The following is a 19,969-nucleotide window of genomic DNA, read 5'->3' on the forward strand; positions in this document are numbered from 1 at the left end:
CACACCCATCTGCGTGCTGTATCGGCCATGCAGGTGGGAAGCGTCCCACAACGCCACAAGCCGACCGACGTACAGTTATACATCCTGCAACGGAGGCAGTGGAACGGTAACCCGGATTTGTCCGACCGTTGCGGTATGATGCAACGTCTCATATGTGGCGTCCGACATGATCCATCGAAGCGGAAGTCGATCCTTGAACTTGCATACTGCCGCCATTCTCGGCCTGATCCTGCTTGCGACGGGCGGTGCGTTGCCGGCGCAGGAGCCCCTGCGCCTGCCGCCGGCACTGCCCTGGTCGGGAAAGAGCGAGACCCTGATCGCCCCGGCGAACGACCCCTGGATCACCCCGGCGGAGGCCGCGCAATTCCGGACGACGCCGCGCTATGCCGAGGTGCGGGGCTGGCTCGATCGCCTTGCCGCCGCGTCGCCGCTGATCAAGGTGCAGACATTCGGCCGCACGGGCGAGGGGCGCGAGATGGTCTATGTCCGCGCCAGCAAGGGCGGCGCGCGCAAGCCCGTGGTTCTGGTCCAGGGCGGTATCCATGCGGGCGAGATCGACGGCAAGGATGCCGGGCTGATGCTGCTGCGCGACATCGCGCTGCGGGGCAAGGACAGCCTGCTGGACAAGGTCGATCTGGTCTTCGTGCCCATCTACAATATCGACGGGCATGAACAGGCCAGCGCCTATAACTACCCGCATATCCGGGGACCGGCCGAGAAAGGCCGTGATACGAATGCGCGCGATATCGACCTGAACCGCGATTACGCCAAGCTGGACGCGCCGGAATCGCGTGCGATGATCGGCCTGATCCGGTCGCTCGATCCCATCCTCTATATCGACTGCCATGTCAGCGAAGGCTTCGACATGCAGTATGACGTGACCTTTACCTATGCCGGTTGGGGCACCTATGCGCGCCACCGCGCGACCGCCGACTGGCTCCAGGGGCGCTTCGGTCCGGCCGTGTCCGGTGCGCTGACCGGGGCGGGGCACACCCCGATCATCTATCCCAGCCCGATCGATGCGCGGCACCCGGAAAAGGGTATCCGCTACAGCCCGGAGGGGCCACGCTACTCGACCGGCTATGGCGATTTCGTCGGTATCCCGACCGTTCTGGTAGAGAACCACATGCTCAAACCCTATCGCCAGCGCGTGCTGGGCACCTATGTCCTGCTGGAGGCGGCGCTGAAGATCGCCGCCAGCGATGCCGACCGGATCGCCGCCGCCAAGGCACGTGACCGTGCCAGCCGTCCGGCCGAATTGCTGACCCGCTGGCAACCGAAAGCCGAGCCGATCGGATGGATCGATAATTTCAAGGGCGTGGCGTTCGACACCTATCGCTCACCCGCATCGGGCCGGGACGAACAGCGTTGGCTGGGCAGGCCGATCACGTTTCGGATGCCGATCATCGGCCAGCAGCCGACCGAGACGGTCCGCCTGCCCCGCGCCTGGTGGGTGCCGCCATCGCAGACCGACGTGATCAAGCGTCTGCGCCTGCACGGTATCGCATTCGACACGATCGCCGCCCCCCGCACCCTTCGCGTCGACCGGGTCCGGCTGGTCGATCCTCAGGTCCGGAAGGCCAGTGAGGGACGCTATCCGATCACCGCGCGCTTCGTCCACGAACCGGCCGAACAGACGCTGGCTGCGGGCAGCGTCCGGGTGTCCGCCGACCAGCCGCTCGGCCTGCTGGCGGCGGCGTTGCTGGAGCCCGAGAGCCAGGACTCGTTCCTGGCCTGGGGTTTCTTTCCCGAGATGCTGTCGCCAGCCCCCAGTACCGATGCCTATATCCTGGCCGCGCTGGGCGAGCGGTTGCTGGACACCGATGCGAAGGTAAAGGCCGCGTTCAAGGCGAAGCTGAAGGCCGAACCGGGCTTTGCGGCCGATCCCGATGCCCGGCTGGCCTGGCTTTACGCCCAGGCCGGGCCGGGTCATCCCTATCCGTTGCGTTACCCGATCCTGCGCGAGGTCGACTGAGCCCCCGCGCGACGGCCCGCCAGGATCAAGGCTGCGGCTGCGACGGGGTCGGTGCAGCGGCTTCGGCGGCCTTGCGCATCTCGGCGATTTCCGCAGCCGTCTTGAAGTCGAGCATCTCGACCTGGAAGACCAGGTCGGAATTGGCGGGGATCTGTCCGGCTTCCCGTGCGCCATAGCCGAGCGCGGCGGGAATGCAGAGCCGGATGACCCCGCCGCGTCCGACCAGTTGCAGCCCCTGCGAAAAGCCCGGAATGACCGCGCCGACCGGCATCGGTGTCTGCATCGACTGGTCGAAGGCCGCGCCGGTCGCGGCGAGATAGCCGATATAGTTGACCAGAACGGTGTCGTCGGCCGTCGGCTTGGCACCCGTCCCCGGACGCAGCACCGAATAGCCCAGGCCCGACGGCGTCTTTGCGGTGCAGGTTCGCTGCGCCGCCGGGACGATCGGGTTCAGCGGCAGGGATATGATACCGGCACCGGCCGGAGTCGGTGCGGCGGCCGGTGGCCGCGTCTGGGCCTCGGCGATCACAGGCGATGCCATGACGGCGGACAGGGTGAGGGCGGCGGCGAAGCGGCGGCGCAGGTGGGGGAACATGGTCATGCTCCGGGGCCTAACCGCCCGGCCGGGGGCGATCAAGCGGGCGAACGGATCAGCTTCTGGTCTTGCGCAGGATCGCGGTCAGCGCCGTATCCAGCGCGGACAGAAAGCGCGACCGGTCCTCCTTGCCGAAAGGCGGCGGCCCGCCGATCCGGTCGCCGCCCGCCCGCAGGTCGGCCATGATCGCGCGAACGGCAACCGCGTTGCCGATCGAGCTGGTGGTGAACGGCTTGCCGTTGGGCGAGATCACCGCCGCACCGACCTTCAGGCAACGATCGGCGAGCAGGATGTCGGCGGTGACCACGACGCTGGCCGGATGGGCGCGCTCGGCGATCCAGTCGTCGGCGGCATCGAAGCCCGCGCCGACGACCTCGCGCGTGATGAGCGGATGCGGCGGCACCCGCAGATGCGCGTTGCTGACCACGATCACCGGCACCTCCAGGCGATAGGCGACGCGGTAGATTTCCTCCTTTACGGGGCAGGCGTCGGCATCGACGAGGATCTGGGGTTGGTGTTGCACCCTCCCGCCATGCCACGGTGCGACCGCAGACGGCAATGTTTGTCGGACCGTCGCGCGGATCGCCCGGTCAGACGGTGCAGGTCCGCACCGCCTGCGCCAGCGCGGTCAGCGGGTCGCCGGTCGGCACGAATTCATGCGCGAAATAGCCGTCGAAAGGCAGGTCGGCGACGCTCCTGGCGACCGCCCGCCAATTCACCTCCTGGCTATCGTCCAGATTGTGGCGGCCCGGCACCCCGCCGGTGTGGAAGTGGCCGATCCAGCGGATATTCCTGCGGATCGTGGCGATCAGGTCGCCCTCCGTGATCTGCATGTGGTAGATGTCGTAGAGCAGCTTGACCCGTGGCGAGTTCACCTCGCGGGCGACGCGGACTCCCCAGTCGGTGTGGTCGGCCATGTAATCGGGATGGTCGACCTTGCTGTTCAGCAGTTCGACGCAGATGGTCACGCCGTGATCCTCCGCGATCCGCTTCAACCGGTTCAGGCCTATCACGGTGTTCGCCGCGCCCTCCTCGTCCGACATGCCGCGCCGATTGCCCGAAAAGGCGATGACATTGGGTACGCCCGCCTTGGCGGCTTGCGGAATGCCGGTTCGAAAGGCGCGTTCGATCGCGTCGTGATGCTCGCGCCGGTTGAGCCCGTCGGCGATGGTCATCATTTCGGCGGCATAGCCCATGGTGCAGCGCAGGCCGTGGCGGCGCGGCACGTCATATTCGGCGGGTTGCAGCAGGTCGATGCCCTGCAAGCCGATCCGCGCGGCCGCCGCACACAGCGTATCGAGTGGAATATCCTGATAGCACCAGCGGCTGACCGACTGTTTCAACCGGCCACGCGGAGCCGGCGTTGCGGCGATCGCACGGTGCGTGGCGCAGGCGGCGAGGGAGGATCCGATGAGGTGGCGCCGGTTTATCATGGCGACAGCCTAGCCCGGCAGACGGCCAGCGCAAGGCCGTGACCGCTCGCTCGACGATGGCAACGGAGCATTAAGCATCGTGCATTACGTATAGGGTAATGAAGGTGCGGGAGAGGCCGTGAAGACAGTGACGAAGACGCCTGGCCCGGATCACGCGGAGCCCTTTTGCTCCGATGGACGACCGCGTCCCGATCCGTCGGCCGATGCCGGTCGGATCGCAGCGCTGGAAGCGGCGGTGGCGGACCTGCAGGCACGGCTGGCCGACAAGGAGGCGCGCTTCCAATATGCCTGCGATCTCAGCAACCAGATCCTGTGGACGACCGCGCCCAATGGCGATGTCACCGAACTTCCTGCTCTCTGGGAGACGCTGACCGGCCTCGGCATTCGCGACAGTCTGGGTGCCGGCTGGACACGGGCGCTGCATGGCGACGACAAGGCCACGACGCTGGCCCGGTGCCGGGCCGCGCTGGCACTGGGCGAGCCGTTCGAGTTCGAGCAGCGACTGGTGATGCGGAACGGTGAGGCCCGCTGGTTCCACAGCCGCCTGACGCCGCGCCGGGGACCGGACGGCGCGATCCGGTGCTGGTACGGCACGATGGAGGACCGGCACGATGCCCGGCTGGCCGAGGAAGCGCTGAAGGCCAGCGAGACGCTGACCCGCAACATTTTGGAAAGCACGACCGACTCCGTGGTCGTCATGGACCGCGAATGGCGCATCACCTTCATGAACATGCGCGGGGCCGAGTTCGTCAAGCTGATGCGCGGCGGGACGGTCGGCGACTCCTTCTGGGATATCTATTCCGAATATCGCGGGTCAGAATACGAGCTCCGCTATCAGGAGGCGATCGACACCGGCAAGCCGGTCCGCTTCGACGCCTATCTGCCGAATGTGAACAAATGGCTGGAGATCAAGGCCTGTCCGACGGGTGACGGGCTGGCGGTCTTCTTCCATGACGTGACCGAAGCGCGCCGGGCCAGCGACACGCTGGTCCAGCTTGCCCATCAGGACCCCTTGACCGGGCTCGCCAACCGGGCGGTCTTCAACCAGGCGCTGGGCCATGCCTTTGATGGTCGCCTGGAGCGGCAGACGCACATCCTGCTGCTCGATCTCGACCAGTTCAAGGAGGTCAACGACACGCTGGGCCATTCGGTCGGCGACGATCTGCTGCGCGCCGTGGCGGGCCGTTTCACGGCGGCGCTGGGCGAGGGGGATGTGCTCGCGCGGCTGGGCGGCGACGAGTTCGCGGTCGTCCATCTTCCCCAGTCCGGTGCCAGCGATGCCGAGGGACTGGCCAGTGCCCTGATGGCCGCGCTGGCGAAACCCTTCGCCGTCGACGGGGTGGCGATCAAGCTGGCCGCGAGCATCGGCATCGCCTCCTCGTCGCCAAGCCATAGTTCGGAGAACGACCTGTTCCGCGCGGCCGACATCGCGCTCTACCGCGCCAAGGCGGAAGGGCGCGGCGTCATCCGGACCTTCGACGCGCCGATGGCCGAGCGGGCGCAGGCGCGCCAGTCGATGAAACGCGACCTGGAGGTGGCGTTGGGCCGGGGCGAATTGCGGCTGGTCTATCAGCCCATCATGGACATTGCGACCGGCCAATATGCCGGTGCCGAGGCATTGCTGCGCTGGCGGCATCCGGTGCAGGGAGAGATTTCGCCAGCCGAATTCATCCCGCTGGCCGAGGATACCGGCCTGATCGTGCCGCTGGGCAACTGGGTCCTGTCCGAGGCATGTCGAACGGCAGCGTCCTGGCCGCAGGACAGGATGATCGCGGTCAACCTGTCACCGGTCCAGATCCGCGACGAAAGCCTGCCCCTGCGGGTGATCGGTGCCCTTGCGGCAGCGGGACTGGCAGCAGGGCGGCTGGAATTGGAGATCACGGAGTCGGTGCTGCTGAGCGAGAACGAACGCAATCTCGCCATACTGCATAGCCTGCGCAAGGCGGGTGTGCGGATCGCGCTGGACGATTTCGGAACCGGCTATTCCTCGCTATCCTATCTCCGGCATTTCCCGTTCGACAAGCTTAAGCTCGACCGCTGCTTCGTCGGCGATCTCGGCAGTTCACGCCAGTCGCAGGCGATCGCGCGCGCGGCGGGCGAGATGGGACAGGCCTTTTCCATGACGACCACCGCCGAAGGCGTCGAAACCCAGCAGCAATTCGATTGGCTAAGCGCCAATGGCTGGTCGCAGGCACAGGGGTGGTTCACCGGACGGCCGATGGAAGCGGCAGCGATTGCGGAGCTGTTCGCGGTCTCCGGCGAATACCGGAACGAAGGCATCGCGGCGGTATCATCCCCGCCCGCGATGCGCCGCGTGAGCTGACGCTACCGCGTTCGGGCCTTGCCGCGATCTTCGCAAATCGCCGGTAACGCCCCGTACTTCGAACCGAAGCGAGCGGTCGCCGCCGCCGTCAATAGGGCGGCGCTACCTTGGCGCGATGTTCGCGGGCGGCGGCGGCCCACCAGGATAGGTCGTCCGCAAAGCGGGGAAAGGCGCGGGCCAGCGAAGCACCGCCATCCCCGGTCGGTCGCCGCTGTTCATCAAGCGCCTGGCCGATGCCACCGACCGCCAGTGTGCTCGACACGACGACCATCCCCATCTCGGTCAGCGTACCGTGCCATCCGACGCTGGCATGCGCACCCCCAAGTCGTCCCGCCGAATAGCTGGCGATGGCGGCAGGTCGCCAGAACCATTCCTCGAGGAAATGGTCGGTCAGGTTCTTGAGGCCGGGCTGCGGCCCCCAATTATATTCGCCGGTGACGAACACGAACGCGTCGGCGGACCGGATCTTGTCGGCCAGTGCCTCCAGCGCGGGGGGTGCTTCGCCCTTGGGATATTCCTTGTACATACGGTCGAGCATCGGCAGGTCGATGGCCTTGGCGTCGATCAGCTCGGCCTCGGCACCGCGATCCCGAAAGGCGCCGACCAGATAATCGGCCAGTCGGATGCCCTGCCGATCGGATCGGTAGGAGCCGTAGAAGATCAATATCCGGTCAGCCATGACGTTACGCCTGTTCCTTGCCTGCTCGCCGGATCAACGCCGGCGACGGGGCGTTGATCCGGCCTGGCGCTTGGTCAGCGCGATATAGCGCGAGACGTTGTCCGCCAGGACGTTGAGCGGGACATTGCCGCCATCGACGACCGCCTGGTCGAAATCGCGCAGATCGTACCGCGCACCCAATGCCGCCTGCGCCCGTGCCCGCTGGGCGACGATCTCGGCCCGTCCGACCTCATAGCCGCAGGCCTGGCCCGGCCAGGCGCAATAGCGGTCGACTTCGCTGACCGCATTGGTGCGCGGCAGGCCGGTGGCGGCTACAAATTCGGCCAGCGCCTTGTCGCGCGACCAGCCGAGGGCATGGATGCCCGTGTCGACGATCAGCCGCACCGCCCGCCACGCCAGCCCCATCAGATAGCCCAGACGTCCGGCAGGATCGTCACGATACATGCCCAGCTCGTCGGCCAGCTGTTCGGCATACAGCGCCCAGCCTTCCGAATAGGCGTTGAACGCCAGGATCGAGCGGATCAGCGGCAATTTCTGCGCATATTCGCCCTGCCAGACATGGCCCGGAATGCCCTCATGATAGACGAGGTCGGGGATGGTCACGCGGTTGTGGATGGTCGGATCGCCCAGATTGACCCAGACCTTGCCCGGCTCCCGCCCGTCGATCGTGCCCGGCCCGCCATAGGCGGCGGGCGCCCCGGCCTCCTGCGCCAGCGGCATGCGCCGGATCTCCAGATTTCCGCGCGCCAGACGGCGAAAGGCATCGGGCAGGCGCGGGCGGATCGCGTCGATCCGGGCCTGCATATAGGCGATGATCTGACGCCGCCCGTCGTCATTGTCCGGGAAACCGATGCCGGGGCGGCGCTGATAGGCGATGGCACGCTCGGCCACGCTCCCCTCGGTCAGGCCTTCCTTGCGCAGGATCACGTCCATCTGCGCCTGAAGCTCGGCCAGCCGGGCCCGGCCCATCCGGTGAAGTTCGGTCGGGCTGCGGCGGGTGGTCGTGCCCGCGCGCAGACCCCAGGCATACCATTCGGGGCCGTGCGGGCGGGTGCCCAAGCCCGCCGCATCGCTCGCCACCGCACGCTGGGCGCGCAGTTCGGCCAGCTGACGCTCCAGCGCGGGCACGATGCCGGTACGAACGATCGGCACCGCGCGGCCTGCCCAGTCGCCGGGGATCGCCTTGGTCTTGCGCACCAGCGGGCCGACGAGCGGGCCATCGGGCGTGGCGGCCTCGGCGATCGTTCGGGTCATGCCGGTGATCGTCTTGTCGAGCAGGAAGGAGGGGGGCACCAGCCCCTGTTCGCGGGCCTGCCGGATGCGTACCGTCTCTCCGTCCAGCTGGGCGGACATGGCGGCCAGGCGAGCGAGATAGGCTTCCGCGTCGGCGGCGTTGCGAACCGGCTGATCGCCGTCGAGCATCTGCGGCACGTCGAGCCAGGCCCCGACATTCTGGATCACGCCGTACGGCGTGTTGCGCCAGTCCCCGATCGTGGCGACGCCGTAGGGCAGAGCCATGCCGTCGAGGGCGGTGCGGAACGCGCTTTCGACGACGGCGATGCTGGTCGCGGTCGACGGGTCGAGGCCTTCGCGGGGCATCTGTGCCAACGTCTTCAGGCTGTCGGTCAGGAAACGCTGGCGCGCAGCGATCCCGGCGGGCGAGCGATCCTCCAGCCGTCGCCGCAGATCGGCTTGGGTGCCTTCGTCCACGCCCAGCGTCGTCGCGCGTTCGGGCATCAGGGGCAGGAGCCCCCAGGCGATGCGGTCGAGCGTCGCCCCCGCATCGGCGGGCGCGGTGGCGGCGCTCAGCGCGGTCGGAAGCGCCGTGGCGGCGGTGAGGGCGGTCGCGCCGATCAGGGTCTGGCGACGGGAGAGCAGGCTGGTCATCCCCGATTGATGACCGTCCACCCGCCGCCCGTCAAATATGCTTTACCATGTCACGGAAAGCCCTTGCCGCCATGCGCGCCGACGGCCGTACCGGTCGAGAAGGTCGCCTCGCCCGACGCCAGCGCGACATAGAGCGATGCGAGCTCGGCAGGCTGTCCGGCGCGACCGAGCGGCGTGTCCTGGCCGAACTCGTGCATCTTGCCCGCCAACTGGCCGCCCGCCACCTGAAGCGGGGTCCAGATCGGGCCCGGCGACACCGCGTTGACCCGGATGCCCTTCTTGGCGAGCTGCTTGGCCATGCCGCGCGTCAGGTTCTGGATCGCCGCCTTGGTGGAGGCATAGTCGATCAGGTCCTCGCCGGGATCATAGCTGTTCTGCGAGATGGTGTTGATGATCACCGATCCGGGCGGCATCGACGGAATCGCCGCCTTGGAAAATCGGAAGACGTGATAGACGTTGGTTTCATAAGTGCGGACGAACTGCTCGTCGCTGATCTCCATGATGTCCGCCTTCGATTGTTGATAGGCGGCGTTGTTGACCAGCAGGTCCAGCCCGCCAAGCTGGGCGATCGCGCGGCGCACGGTGTCCTCGCATGCCTTTTGCGTGCGGATGTCGGCGGGCAGCAGCACCGCCTTGCGCCCGGCCTGGCGGATCAGGTCGGCGACCTCGCGTGCGTCGGGTTCCTCGGTGGGATAATAGTTGATCGCGACGTCCGCGCCTTCGCGGGCAAAGGCGATGGCGGCGGCGCGCCCGATGCCGCTGTCGCCACCGGTGATCAACGCCTTGCGACCGGTCAGCTTGCCCGATCCGCGATAGCTCGTCTCGCCGTGATCGGGACGCGGCGTCATCTTGCCAGCCAGCGCGGGCCAGGGCTGGCGCTGTTCGGGGAAGGGGGTGCTGGTGTACGCGCTGCGGGGATCGTGCAGGCTCGGCACCGGCGTGATCGGCGCACCCGTCGGGGAACCTGCAGCCTGGGCGACGGCGGCGCCGGGCGCGGCAGCGGCGGCCAGTCCGAACGCGGCCCCGCCCAGGACGCTACGGCGGGAAGTGTAGGCGTCGCTCATCATCTCGTTCCTTCGGGACAACCGGTGGAAGGGTCGCGTATTTCCTGTTGGAACCATCGACATGCGCAAGCGATCCTCGACCGCATCGCAAGGAACCGTGCGGCGCACCTGCCGTTTGCGAAGAATGACGGACGGCCCCAGCAGCATCGGCGACATCCTGAAGACACTTCGCGGTCTGGCGGACAAGCAGGACCGGGTCGCGCTGGACGATGTGGTCGAGGCGTTCGGGCGGCGCTCGTTCGGCCCGTTGCTATTGATCCCCGCGCTGATCGACATTTCGCCGATCGGCTCGATCCCGGGACTGCCGACGGTTCTGGCCGCGATCATCATCCTGGTCGCCGTCCAGCTGGCCTTCGGGCGCAAGCATTTGTGGTTGCCGGGCTTCATCCGGCGGCGTTCGGTCGCCAGCAAGACGGTACGCCGTGCGATCGACAAGGCCAGGAAACCCGCCGCCTGGGCGGATCGCTGGTTTCACGGACGGCTGCCATACCTGACCCACGGGCCCTTTCCTCGCGTGGCGGCGGTGGCGTGTATCATCTTGGCGCTGGCGGTGCCGCCGCTGGAGCTGTTGCCACTGGCCACCACCGCCCCGATGGCCGCCATCGCTGCCTTCGGCCTGGCATTGATGGTCGGCGACGGGCTGGTGATGATCGTCGCGATCCTGCTGGCGGTGGTGGCGGTCGGCGTCGGGACCTATCTGGCGATCACGCAAGCCTGATCGCGTTTGCCCTCAGAAGCCGAGCGACGCTTGCGTAATGCATTTCCGTCACCAATGCGACGCTGCCCGCCTTGATGATCAGCGCCGCGCCGCCGACCGACCTAGCGTTTCTGCAACAGCGCATTGCGGTCGAGGGTCAGGCGCGGATCGCGGCAATAACCACAATCGGCCCCGACGAAGCGTTGCCGGGCCTTCGCGTCGCCCTTGAGCTGCCAGTCGAGCCAGGCGGTCACGACCTCCGCCGCGACGCCGCCATGTGGTAGCATATAGGTGCCGCCATGCCCGACCGGGATGTTGACCAAGGCCGCTGGAATATGCGTGATCCGGCCGAAATCATCGGTGCCGTTGCCATGCGCGATATCGCTCGTGCCCCCCAATACGTAGAGCGTCGAGCCGTGCAACCGCTTCAGCAGTGCCTTGTCCGACACGATGCCGGGAATGGGATTGGCACCGGCTGGAAAAAAGCCGCTGTTCATGATGACGCTGGTCTTGACGCGCGGCTCGACCGCGACGGCCAGGGCCTGCAACCCGCCACAGCTCCAGCCCGAGGCGGCGATCTCGTCGGTGGCGATGCGATCGCGAAAGGGGCTGTCCGCCCGGCCGTTCTCCCGGACCGCCCAGTCGATCGCGTCGGATAGCAGGTGGGTGGCCGTCGCGACCTGAAGCCCGCCACCGGGTGGGGACGCCTTGGTCTTCACGTCAGCGGGCTTAGGGATCGTGCCGGAGGCGATCACCAGATAGCCATGCGAAGCGATTTCCAGAAGGTGGTTGCGCGACGCCGTCCCGTCCGAACCGCAGCCGCCATTGCCGAAGACATAGATGCCCAGCTTCGCCCGGCCCAGCGCCGCCATGTCGCGTGGGCGATAGACGACATGATCGGGAAGGTCGGCCCGCTCCTCCAGCATCGCGGGAAAGCGTCCCGTGCCGTGTTCCACTGCGTTGTCGGCCGCGCCTGCCCAACTCGCCGTGCCGATCAGCGCCGCCGCTGCGATACCCCGAAGCCATCCCGCCGCCATCATCGCTCTCCCTCACCACGCGCCGTTCGCCGTCGTCATGTTAGCGCCAACGTGGAGGACTTCGGCCTGACCCGCAATACGGTAATCGGCATAAGAAATGAGGGCTGGCTGCAAGCGATTGGAAAGTTGACGCGCTAACATTCAGGGCGTTAGCTTGTTTCGACCGGACGAGACGAGGGCGGCACATGACTGCCCCGGCGACTGGCATGAGAGGGAGAGCAGGATGCGACGCACGGCATGGATCGCAGGCATCGTGGCGATCGCGGCACCGGTCGCCGCCCAGACAGCGCCGCCGCCGGTGCCGCCGCTCGGCGATCTGTTCGCGCCGGTGACGTCAGCTCCCGCCGCTCCGGACGCGGATGGTTTCCTGCGCCGCTGGTTGATCCTTGAGCCCGTCGCCAAGCCCAACCCGACCAATGCGGTGTTCACCGGCACCTATGTCCGCCAGGCCTTGTCGCCCGATACCTATCCGGGTCGCTGGGCCGTGCTGCCCAGGGCGGGGCAGACGGTCCGCGTCGGGGACCAGTCGTTGCGCTGGCACGCCTATGACTCGCGGATTTGGGACGTGAAGCTGTTCCACTTTGCCCAAAGCCTGGGTAAGCCGAAATATGGTGTCGTCTTCTGGACGACGACGGTGGTAACCAGCCCGCGCGAGCGGCGGAACGTTCGCCTTGCGGTCGGCTCCAACTCGGCCTCGCGCTGGTGGTTGAACGGGGCGAACGTCGCCGACCTGTATGACGACCGGCGGATGGTGATGGACGATGTCCTGTCCGACCGGCTTACCTTGCGCCGGGGACGCAATATCCTGCGCGGCGCGGTCATCAACGGGCCGGGGCTCAGCGATTTCGCAGTCCGTTTCGTCGATGCCGATGGAAAGCCTGTCCGCGACCTGACGCTGGCCGTCCAGTGAGCGCCTCCCGACCGACCCAAGGAGTGCCCCCGATGCGCCGTGCCCCGCTTGCCGCCCATATCGCCCTGGCGTGCGCCTGCGCCTGCGTGATGCCCGTCCCCGCCGCCGCGCAGCTGGCGGGGGAGGTCTTCATCCATGATCCCTCGACCGTCACCCGATCGGACGGCAAATGGTACACGTTCGGCACGCGCGGCGGCGGGCTGATCTCCGACGATGGCTGGACGTGGCGCGGCGGCGCGGTACGCCCCGGCGGCGGTGTCGCGCCCGACATCATCAAGATCGGCGACCGCTATTACGTGGCCTATGCGGTCGGTGGTGGGGGCATGTCGGGCGGCCATGCCAGCGACGTGAAGATCATGTGGACCCGGACGCTCGACCCCAAGTCGCCCGATTTCGGCTATCACGATGTCGGCACGGTCGCATCGAGCGACGGGATCGAGAACAACGATGCGATCGACCCGGCCTTTCTCTATGCCGATGGGCGATTGTGGCTCAGCTACGGCACCTACTTCGGTGCCATCCGCATCGTCGAGCTCGATCCCGCCACCGGGCAGCGCATGGCGGGCAACAGGCCGGTCGACATCGCGATCGACATGGAGGCGACCGCGCTGATGCACCGTGACGGCTGGTACTACCTGCTCGGCACCCACGGGACCTGCTGCGACGGGCCCAATTCGACCTACAATATCCGTGTCGGCCGCTCGCGCAGCGTGCTGGGCCCCTATGTCGATGCGATGGGGGTGCCGCTGCTCAAGGGCGGCGGCAAGCTGGTCGCCAGCGCGCGCGGGCGGGCGATGGGGCCTGGGCATTTCGGCCTGATCGATCTGGGCGGCGGCATGCAGAAATTCTCGATGCATTACGAGGCGGACATGAACCGTTCGGGCCGCAGCGTGCTGGCGATCGAGCCGCTGCTATGGCGCGACGGCTGGCCAGTTGCGGGCAGCAACGTCCGCCCCGGCACCTATGAGATCAAGTCGGAGCGGAGCGGCAACGCGCTTCAGCTGCTCGTCGACTTCGTCCGCATCCCCTTCGACGCACGGGCCAGCTTCCGCGCCAAGCCGACCGATCCGGTCGTATCGCTGCCCGACCAGACCCTGGCGCAGGACAGCGCGAGCTGGCCGCAGGGGGCGACGCGGGTCGACATGGCGGCCTATATGATCCGCCCGCACCAGCAATGGACGATCACCCCGGTGGCCATGGCGGGCGGCTATATGGGCGCACCCTATTACCGGATCGGCATCGCGGGCACCGAGCGCACGCTGGCCGCAACCGGCGCGGGCGAGGTCGAGGCGGTGCCCCGCTATACCTGTGCCGACGCGCAGCTCTGGCGGATCGACCAACTCACCGACGGCAGCTACCGCATCACCCCCAAGGTCCAGGCCAAGGGCGAGGATACCGCGTTGATGGCGATCGGCACCAGCACCGTAACGCTGACCCGCTTCGACCCCGACAGCGATGCCGGGCGATGGAGGTTCAGCGAACGGTCACCGTCATCGTGACACGACGGTTGGGAGGGGCAACCTCTTCATCGGGCGTCATGTCGAGTAGCGGTCGACCATCGGCCGCCCAGTGAACACGACGGATGCGCGCGTCCCGTCCGTTCCCGCCGACGCCATTGCCCCAGCTGTGATAGACATAGAGGGGGGTGCCGTCCTCGTCGCTCGTGAAGGCGCCGTGCCCCGGCCCTTGTTCGTATCGGCGATAGTCCTCGTCGCCCGCGGGCATCGGCATGCTTTTCTGCAGCGGGGAAGACCATTTGCGCCATGAATCGATCCGGGTCAGATCCGCATCGACGGGCGCGGAGATGCCGTTGACGACATAGGTCGGGCTGACGCCGGAACTGGAATAGATGAGCGTCACCCGCTTGTCGTGGACGAGCGCGAACGCGCCCTCGGCAAGGTTCTCTTCGACCGAGGTTACGGGCGCGACGATCGGGGACGGCGCGCTGGCAAGTCGCGTCGGCTTGGTGGGATCGACCTTGGCGATCCATGTCAGGGGATCGCCCAGAGGGCCGGATTTAGGAAGATAGCGCTGCGACCAGGTGTAATAGCCTTGGCCCTTCACCTCGAAATAGGACATGTCGAGGCTGATATTGGCCGGCATTTCCGCTCGGCCCAGCGCGCTGCCGTCGGCCTTCAGAATGGCGGCGGGTTTTGACCAGTCGGCGGGATTGGCCGGATCGCCACCATCGCGCAGCTGGATGATATGCGACTGGACGGTCGACCATAATCCCCCATCGCTCGATCGACCGTCCTTCGGGTTGAAGCAAGGCGCGAAGAGGATCGACAGCTTCCCGCCGATCTCGTGAATTTCGGGTGCCCAGTAACAGCCCGCGATCACGTGCCCCTCGGCCGTGCGATCGTGGCGGGTCCGTCGATTGAGCAGGTCCACTTCGCGCGCGCGGCCGCCATTGTCGTCGGCGAGATCCGCGATGCTGTCCGCGACACGAAGCGGCAGATGCACAGAGCCGACATTGTCGTTGTCCGTGTCGTCGGTGGCGACGAAAAGATAACGGACGCGACCCTTATGCTCCCACCGATAGATGTCGGGGTCGGCTCGGTTAAAGGCGAAGATCGCCGGATAGCGCCGCTGGCGGACCGCGCCGTGGACCAGATAGCGGCCCGGCCGGGTCAGGCGCGCAAGATCCTCGGCGTCCCAATCGACCGCACGCGTGGCGGTGGAGCCGTCCGAGTATCCCAAGGTCACGCGCGCGCCGTCGAGGGCACGGGCCTGTCCCACGCCGATGCTTTGCGGGGCCATGGTCACCGTGGTGTTGACGACACGGCCGTACCGCGCGGTCAGTGCTGCTGCGGTGGCGGCGTCGATCGGCAATGTGTCGCTCGCCGTCACGGCCACGTCACCGGTGCGGACCTGTCCGACATTACCCGTGGAGGCGATCCGCGGCCTTCGTCCCCCCGTTTCGGGATAAAAGGGTGTCACCTGCCACTCCTGCCGCGCGAGATCGGCGACGGTCGTCCAGCGTGGATGGCCTGAGCGGTCGATCCATGACACGATATAGCGCCGGGTAGAGCTATCCCAGATGGCCCGTGGCATGGTCATGCCAACCGCTGTCTCACCCAGGTCCAACGTGCCGAGCTCGCGAAAGTCCGAGGTCTGGGGATCGCGACGGAAGACGACCGCCGCACCAGGGTCCGGATTGCCGTCCATGTCCACGCGTGCGGCGATGATGCCGATTTCGCCATCCGCGAAGTAGAAGAGCGACGGGTATGCGACGCCCCGAAGCGCCACTCGGTCGATCCCGACATAGTCGCCCCGCGCGAACGCAACGCCGTAATCGTCGTTGAGCGGAACCATCCGGCCGTCCGCATCCGTCAGTCCCATATGAACGCTTCGCGCTACGGTCGGTTGGTTGGCATCCTGGATCGTGGTCGGCACCCGCGCATAGGCCTCGATCCGCCGGGAGGATGCTGCCAGCAGATTGACGGTGAACTGCTTGGTCAGGCTCGTGCCGTTTGCCCCAGTCAGCGTACCCTCCAGGCGGATGACCCGTGCCTGCGTAACCGTGTTGGTCAGGACGCCGTCGGGCACGACGCGGCCATCGGCGCGCCATACGGCCTTGTAACCCGCCGGGACAGGCAGGCGGGATCCCGACGCCAGGACCGGAGCGACGATCCAGCGATCGGCAAGGGTCGTGGTGTCGGGATCGGCACGGTCCCAACGCGTTGCCAGCGCATCGCGCTCGGCCGCCGTGATGGCCAGCACCGTGCCATGGCGTGGCGATTTGGGCAGGTTGAACTGCCGGGGATAGGTCCACCGGATCTTGCCCTGAAGCGAATGGGTGGCGAGCGGAATATAGCCCACGCCGCCATAATCATCGACCCACAGGAAATAACGAAAGCCGCTGGTATCGCCGGGATTGGCACGGAACACGGTGGGGCCTTCCACCTCCGGCGTGCCGCTGCGACGACCGATGCAGCGGTCGATGATCGTCCATGCACCGGAGGCACCATCGGCGCGGAGCGAGGGAGAAGCTTGCGCAAGGATGTCGCTGGACGGACAGCCCTCGGCATCGCTGACCTTGGTGAAGCGGTAATATCGGTCGCCGTCCTTCAGGACCGTGGCATCGATCATGCCCTTGGCCTTGACGGCACCGGGGACGTCGGCCGCCTTGAACCAGGGCACGGGGGCGGAAAAGGTGCGGAAGTCGCGGGTGGTCGCGCGCAGGATCTGCGGCCCGTTGCCGTCCTCGATCCTATGCGCGGCGTCCTTGTACATTGTGGACGTCCAGTAGACGACATAGGCGCCGATCATGGGGTCATAGGTCGCCTCGGGCGCCCAGGTCATACCGGCATTGGGCAGGTTGACCCGCACATGGCGCTGCTTGCCCCAGTGGATCAGGTCGGTCGATTCCCAGATTTCGAGATACCGGCTGCCCTGGCTGGTCGATCGATCCCAGCCGGTACGTCCCGTCGAAAGGTCGGTGGCGAGCAGGAAGAAGCGATCCCCCTCGGCCGAGCGCATGATGAAGGGATCGCGAAGCCCCCGCGTGCCCTCAGCGGATTCCAAGATCGGCTGCGCATCGTTCAGCGTCTTCCACTGCAGCGCGTTGTTGCCGTCGGACACCGCAAAGCGCAGCTTTTCCCCGTCGATCGTGTTGCCGGTGAAATAGACGAACATATAGGCGGAGGGCGGGGGAGGTGCTGTCGGCTTGGCCTGCACGACCACGTCGACCGGCACGGCAAGCGGGCGGTGACCGGGAAGCGAAACCGTGGCGGTCAGGCGTATGCGCTGATCGACCGCGCCGCGCATGACCACCCCTTTGCGCACCACGTCAGCGCCACGACCTCGATCGGTGTCGGAGATGACGGCCGGGTTGGAGGAATGCCATGCGATCCGCGCGGCGGCGGTATCCGCATTGCGGGGAAGTCCGGTCAGAGCCGACGCATTGTCGGGCAATGTGATGTTTCCCCGGATCGGAGCCGCAAAGGCGGGATCGCCGCGAAGAGCCTGGGCGATGGCGGCCGTCGTCGAATCCACGACCGGCGCGGCCCCTGCCAGCGCCAAGCCGGACGCTGCGATGATGATCAGGCTCAGGGGGCAACGCGCGTCGTTCATCCAGACTCTCCCGGTGGCGACGATGATGACCGCGTCATCTCGTCACGTCATATCGCCACATTATGTAGGACATTTGCGGCATGGCAAGAGCGTGATTTAGAGGGTCGTGGACTAGTTTGACCGCGCAAATCCTCACTGACCTAAGTCTGGCTTTTGGTGGCAGGGTTGGACGAACACACTAATTAGTCGGACGAAGAATGGCCGCTCACCGCCTCCGCGACCGACCGAAGCTATCGTCCCGCGTGCGACAACCGACCGCTCTTCGCGGACATGATAGACAAATAGGTGAGAGCGGCAGGAAATTGCAGCGTTCTGGCGGAAGAGGTGGGATTCGAACCCACGGACGGCTCACACCGTCGCCGGTTTTCAAGACCGGTGCCTTAAACCGCTCGGCCACTCTTCCGGATCGGCGGACAGCGCCTGTACGCCAAGCGTGAGGCGGAATCCACCATCGAATGCACTACCGTTCGTGAAGCGTGGTGGCGGTGCCGGAGAGCGGCTGGCTGTGCCTGGGTTGCGGTGGTGCGAGGTTCCGGCGCGGCCCCGGCTATGGCACACAGTCGGGCATGTGGGGGACAATTACCCGGCGCGTGATGCGCCTTGGCTTTATTTCGACCTTGGCGATGCTGGTCGGCGGTGTACCGGCTCAGGCGCAGGACGAGGCTGGCTTTCAAAGCTATCTTCAGCAGGTGCGGGGCACCGCGACGGCGCAAGGGGTCAGCCGCGCGACGCTGGACTCGGTTTTGCCGACGCTTACCCTGAATGCCCGCGTGATCGAACTGGATCAACGCCAGCCCGGCGGCCCGGCCAATTCGGGGTTCAGTCCCTTCGCACCCTATAAGGCCGCGCATGTCGATGCCGCGCGGATCGGCCGGGGGCGGACCAAGTATCTGGCGCAGCGCCCGCGTCTGTCGCGGATCGAGCGTGAGACGGGCGTGCCCGAATCGATCATGGTTGCCATCTGGGGGCATGAGACGAATTACGGGGCCTATACCGGCAATTTCGATCTGCTCCGCTCGCTTGCCAGCCTGGCCTATGAAGGGCGGCGGCGGCCCCTGTTCGAGGGGGAGTTCATCGCCGCGCTGAAGATGATGGACCGGGGCGTCACCCGCGACCAGCTGAAGGGCAGCTGGGCGGGGGCGACCGGCAATCCGCAGTTCCTGCCCTCCATCTATCTGCGCCTCGCGCGTGACGGCGATGGCGACGGGCGTGCGGACATCTGGAACAGCGAGGCCGACACGCTGGCCTCGATCGGCAACTACTTCGTCAATGCCGGATGGCGCGCGGGCCAGCCCTGGGGCTTTGCGGTGACGGTGCCGGCGGGCTTCGACCGTTCGATGGTCCGCAACCGGCTGGTCAGCCCACGCTGCCCGCGCGTGTTCGAGCGGCACAGCGGTTGGCGGACGATCGCCGAGTGGCGCGCGATGGGCATCGTGCCGCAGGGCGCGGCCTGGCCGAACGACCAGGTGCTGGCGACGCTGATGGAGCCCGACGGGCAGGGGGCGACCGCCTATCTGCTGACCGGCAACTACCGGGTGATCCTGGATTATAACTGCTCGAACTTCTACGCGCTCTCGGTGGGGTTGCTGGCCGATGCGATTGCGGGCTGAGTGGATCGCCCTGGCCGCGGCGCTGCTCGCGGCCCCGGTCGCGGCGGCGACCACCGATGGTTCGGCGTCGCCGCGTTATGGCGGGTATGACGCGACCGGACGGGCGAGCTGGTACGGCCATGAACTGGCGGGACGGCGGACGGCGACCGGCAAGCGCTTCGACCCCGATGACGTGATGATCGCCCACCGCACCCTGCCGCTCGAATCGATGGTCGAGGTGACGGACGTCGATACGGGGCGCACGATCGTTGCGCGGGTGGGCGACCGCGGGCCGGGCCGGGGTGACCGGGTGGCGGATCTGTCGCTGGGCGCGGCACGGTTGCTGGGCACGAACAAGCGGTCGGTCGCGCATATCCGTTTGCGGGCGCTGAGCCCCGGAACCGATCGGCCTGGCCTGATCCTGGCGGGCGCGACGGCGGTGGCGCCGGTCGTCCGGCCGATCGCCCTCGATCCGCGCGCGCAATATCGCGTGCAACTGGCGAGCTTTTCCAGCCATCCGCGCGCTGTGGCGCTGGCCCGGCGGTTCGATGCGCATGCGACCGCGGCTGGCCGGCTATGGCGGGTCGAGCGGTCGGGCATGAGCGCCGAAAGTGCCAAAGCCCTGCGTGACGCGGCGGTCCAGGCCGGTTATGAAGACGCCCGCATCCTGCATCAGGATTGACCTCCCGGCTCCCTTTGGTCAC

General features: G+C 67.0%; 15 protein-coding genes and 1 tRNA gene. 7 read left to right on the forward strand and 9 right to left on the reverse strand.

Annotation, left to right across the window (positions count from 1 at the left end; genetic code table 11):
- Positions 1-193 precede the first annotated feature (193 nt).
- A complete protein-coding gene (locus U1703_RS00220; protein WP_443025741.1) occupies positions 194-1,975 on the forward strand; it encodes a M14 family metallopeptidase in 1,782 nt (593 codons plus the stop codon).
- Positions 1,976-2,000: 25 nt separating this feature from the next.
- On the opposite strand, the gene U1703_RS00225 is transcribed toward U1703_RS00220, so the two are convergent.
- The 3 genes from U1703_RS00225 to U1703_RS00235 all read right to left on the reverse strand — a co-directional run bounded on the left by U1703_RS00225 (position 2,001) and on the right by U1703_RS00235 (position 4,003).
- Complete coding sequence (locus U1703_RS00225) at positions 2,001-2,576, reverse strand: FKBP-type peptidyl-prolyl cis-trans isomerase (protein WP_332784093.1); 576 nt, start codon at positions 2,574-2,576, stop codon at positions 2,001-2,003.
- A gap of 49 nt (positions 2,577-2,625) precedes the next feature.
- Positions 2,626-3,093, reverse strand: a complete 468-nt coding sequence (locus tag U1703_RS00230) for a YaiI/YqxD family protein (RefSeq protein ID WP_320451182.1) — start codon at positions 3,091-3,093, stop codon at positions 2,626-2,628.
- Positions 3,094-3,160: 67 nt separating this feature from the next.
- Positions 3,161-4,003, reverse strand: coding sequence for a hydroxypyruvate isomerase family protein (locus U1703_RS00235; protein WP_332784094.1), 843 nt, complete (start codon positions 4,001-4,003; stop codon positions 3,161-3,163).
- 118 nt (positions 4,004-4,121) lie between these two features.
- Between U1703_RS00235 and U1703_RS00240 the strand changes: the two genes are divergently transcribed.
- Positions 4,122-6,326, forward strand: coding sequence for a putative bifunctional diguanylate cyclase/phosphodiesterase (locus U1703_RS00240; protein ID WP_332784095.1), 2,205 nt, complete (start codon positions 4,122-4,124; stop codon positions 6,324-6,326).
- An 88-nt stretch (positions 6,327-6,414) separates the two neighbouring features.
- Here U1703_RS00240 and U1703_RS00245 read toward each other — a convergent pair whose 3' ends face one another.
- From U1703_RS00245 to U1703_RS00255, 3 genes are read right to left on the reverse strand one after another with little or no spacing between them, the layout of a single operon-like run.
- Entirely contained in the window at positions 6,415-7,005 is a 591-nt protein-coding gene (locus tag U1703_RS00245) for an NADPH-dependent FMN reductase (protein ID WP_332784096.1), read from the reverse strand.
- A gap of 33 nt (positions 7,006-7,038) precedes the next feature.
- Positions 7,039-8,892 (reverse strand): DUF885 domain-containing protein, encoded by a 1,854-nt coding sequence (locus U1703_RS00250; protein WP_332784097.1) that lies wholly within the window; start codon positions 8,890-8,892, stop codon positions 7,039-7,041.
- A gap of 50 nt (positions 8,893-8,942) precedes the next feature.
- Entirely contained in the window at positions 8,943-9,956 is a 1,014-nt protein-coding gene (locus U1703_RS00255; protein ID WP_332784098.1) for an SDR family oxidoreductase, read from the reverse strand.
- Positions 9,957-10,080: 124 nt separating this feature from the next.
- Here U1703_RS00255 and U1703_RS00260 point away from each other — a divergent pair, with 124 nt between their 5' ends.
- Entirely contained in the window at positions 10,081-10,674 is a 594-nt protein-coding gene (locus tag U1703_RS00260; RefSeq protein ID WP_332784099.1) for an exopolysaccharide biosynthesis protein, read from the forward strand.
- A 101-nt stretch (positions 10,675-10,775) separates the two neighbouring features.
- Here U1703_RS00260 and U1703_RS00265 read toward each other — a convergent pair whose 3' ends face one another.
- The gene (locus U1703_RS00265) at positions 10,776-11,690 is read right to left on the reverse strand and encodes an alpha/beta hydrolase (RefSeq protein WP_332784100.1); all 915 of its coding nucleotides are present in this window, start codon (positions 11,688-11,690) and stop codon (positions 10,776-10,778) included.
- Between the two features lie 223 nt (positions 11,691-11,913).
- On the opposite strand from U1703_RS00265, the gene U1703_RS00270 reads away from it, so the two are divergent.
- Together U1703_RS00270 and U1703_RS00275 are read left to right on the forward strand one after the other, a co-directional pair.
- A complete protein-coding gene (locus U1703_RS00270) occupies positions 11,914-12,600 on the forward strand; it encodes an acetylxylan esterase (protein ID WP_332784101.1) in 687 nt (228 codons plus the stop codon).
- A 32-nt stretch (positions 12,601-12,632) separates the two neighbouring features.
- Positions 12,633-14,099: a family 43 glycosylhydrolase gene (locus U1703_RS00275; protein ID WP_332784102.1), complete on the forward strand. Its 1,467-nt coding sequence runs from the start codon at positions 12,633-12,635 to the stop codon at positions 14,097-14,099.
- Here the strand turns inward: U1703_RS00275 and U1703_RS00280 are convergent.
- Both U1703_RS00280 and U1703_RS00285 read right to left on the reverse strand, forming a co-directional pair.
- On the reverse strand, positions 14,074-17,676 hold the full coding sequence (locus U1703_RS00280) for a family 43 glycosylhydrolase (RefSeq protein ID WP_332784103.1): 3,603 nt from the start codon (positions 17,674-17,676) through the stop codon (positions 14,074-14,076). The two genes, U1703_RS00275 and U1703_RS00280, sit on opposite strands and share 26 nt — an antisense overlap.
- A 313-nt stretch (positions 17,677-17,989) precedes the next feature.
- A tRNA-Ser gene (locus U1703_RS00285) sits at positions 17,990-18,079 on the reverse strand.
- Between the two features lie 190 nt (positions 18,080-18,269).
- Here U1703_RS00285 and U1703_RS00290 point away from each other — a divergent pair.
- Positions 18,270-19,286 carry a lytic murein transglycosylase gene (locus tag U1703_RS00290; protein ID WP_332784399.1) on the forward strand — a complete coding sequence of 339 codons (1,017 nt, stop codon included), beginning with the start codon at positions 18,270-18,272 and terminating at the stop codon, positions 19,284-19,286.
- The gene (locus tag U1703_RS00295) at positions 19,270-19,947 is read left to right on the forward strand and encodes a septal ring lytic transglycosylase RlpA family protein (RefSeq protein WP_332784104.1); all 678 of its coding nucleotides are present in this window, start codon (positions 19,270-19,272) and stop codon (positions 19,945-19,947) included. Before U1703_RS00290 ends, U1703_RS00295 begins: the two co-directional genes overlap by 17 nt.
- Positions 19,948-19,969: the final 22 nt, after the last annotated feature.

The sequence above is a fragment of the Sphingomonas flavida genome (assembly GCF_036663655.1).
Taxonomy (GTDB): Bacteria; Pseudomonadota; Alphaproteobacteria; order Sphingomonadales; family Sphingomonadaceae; genus Sphingomonas.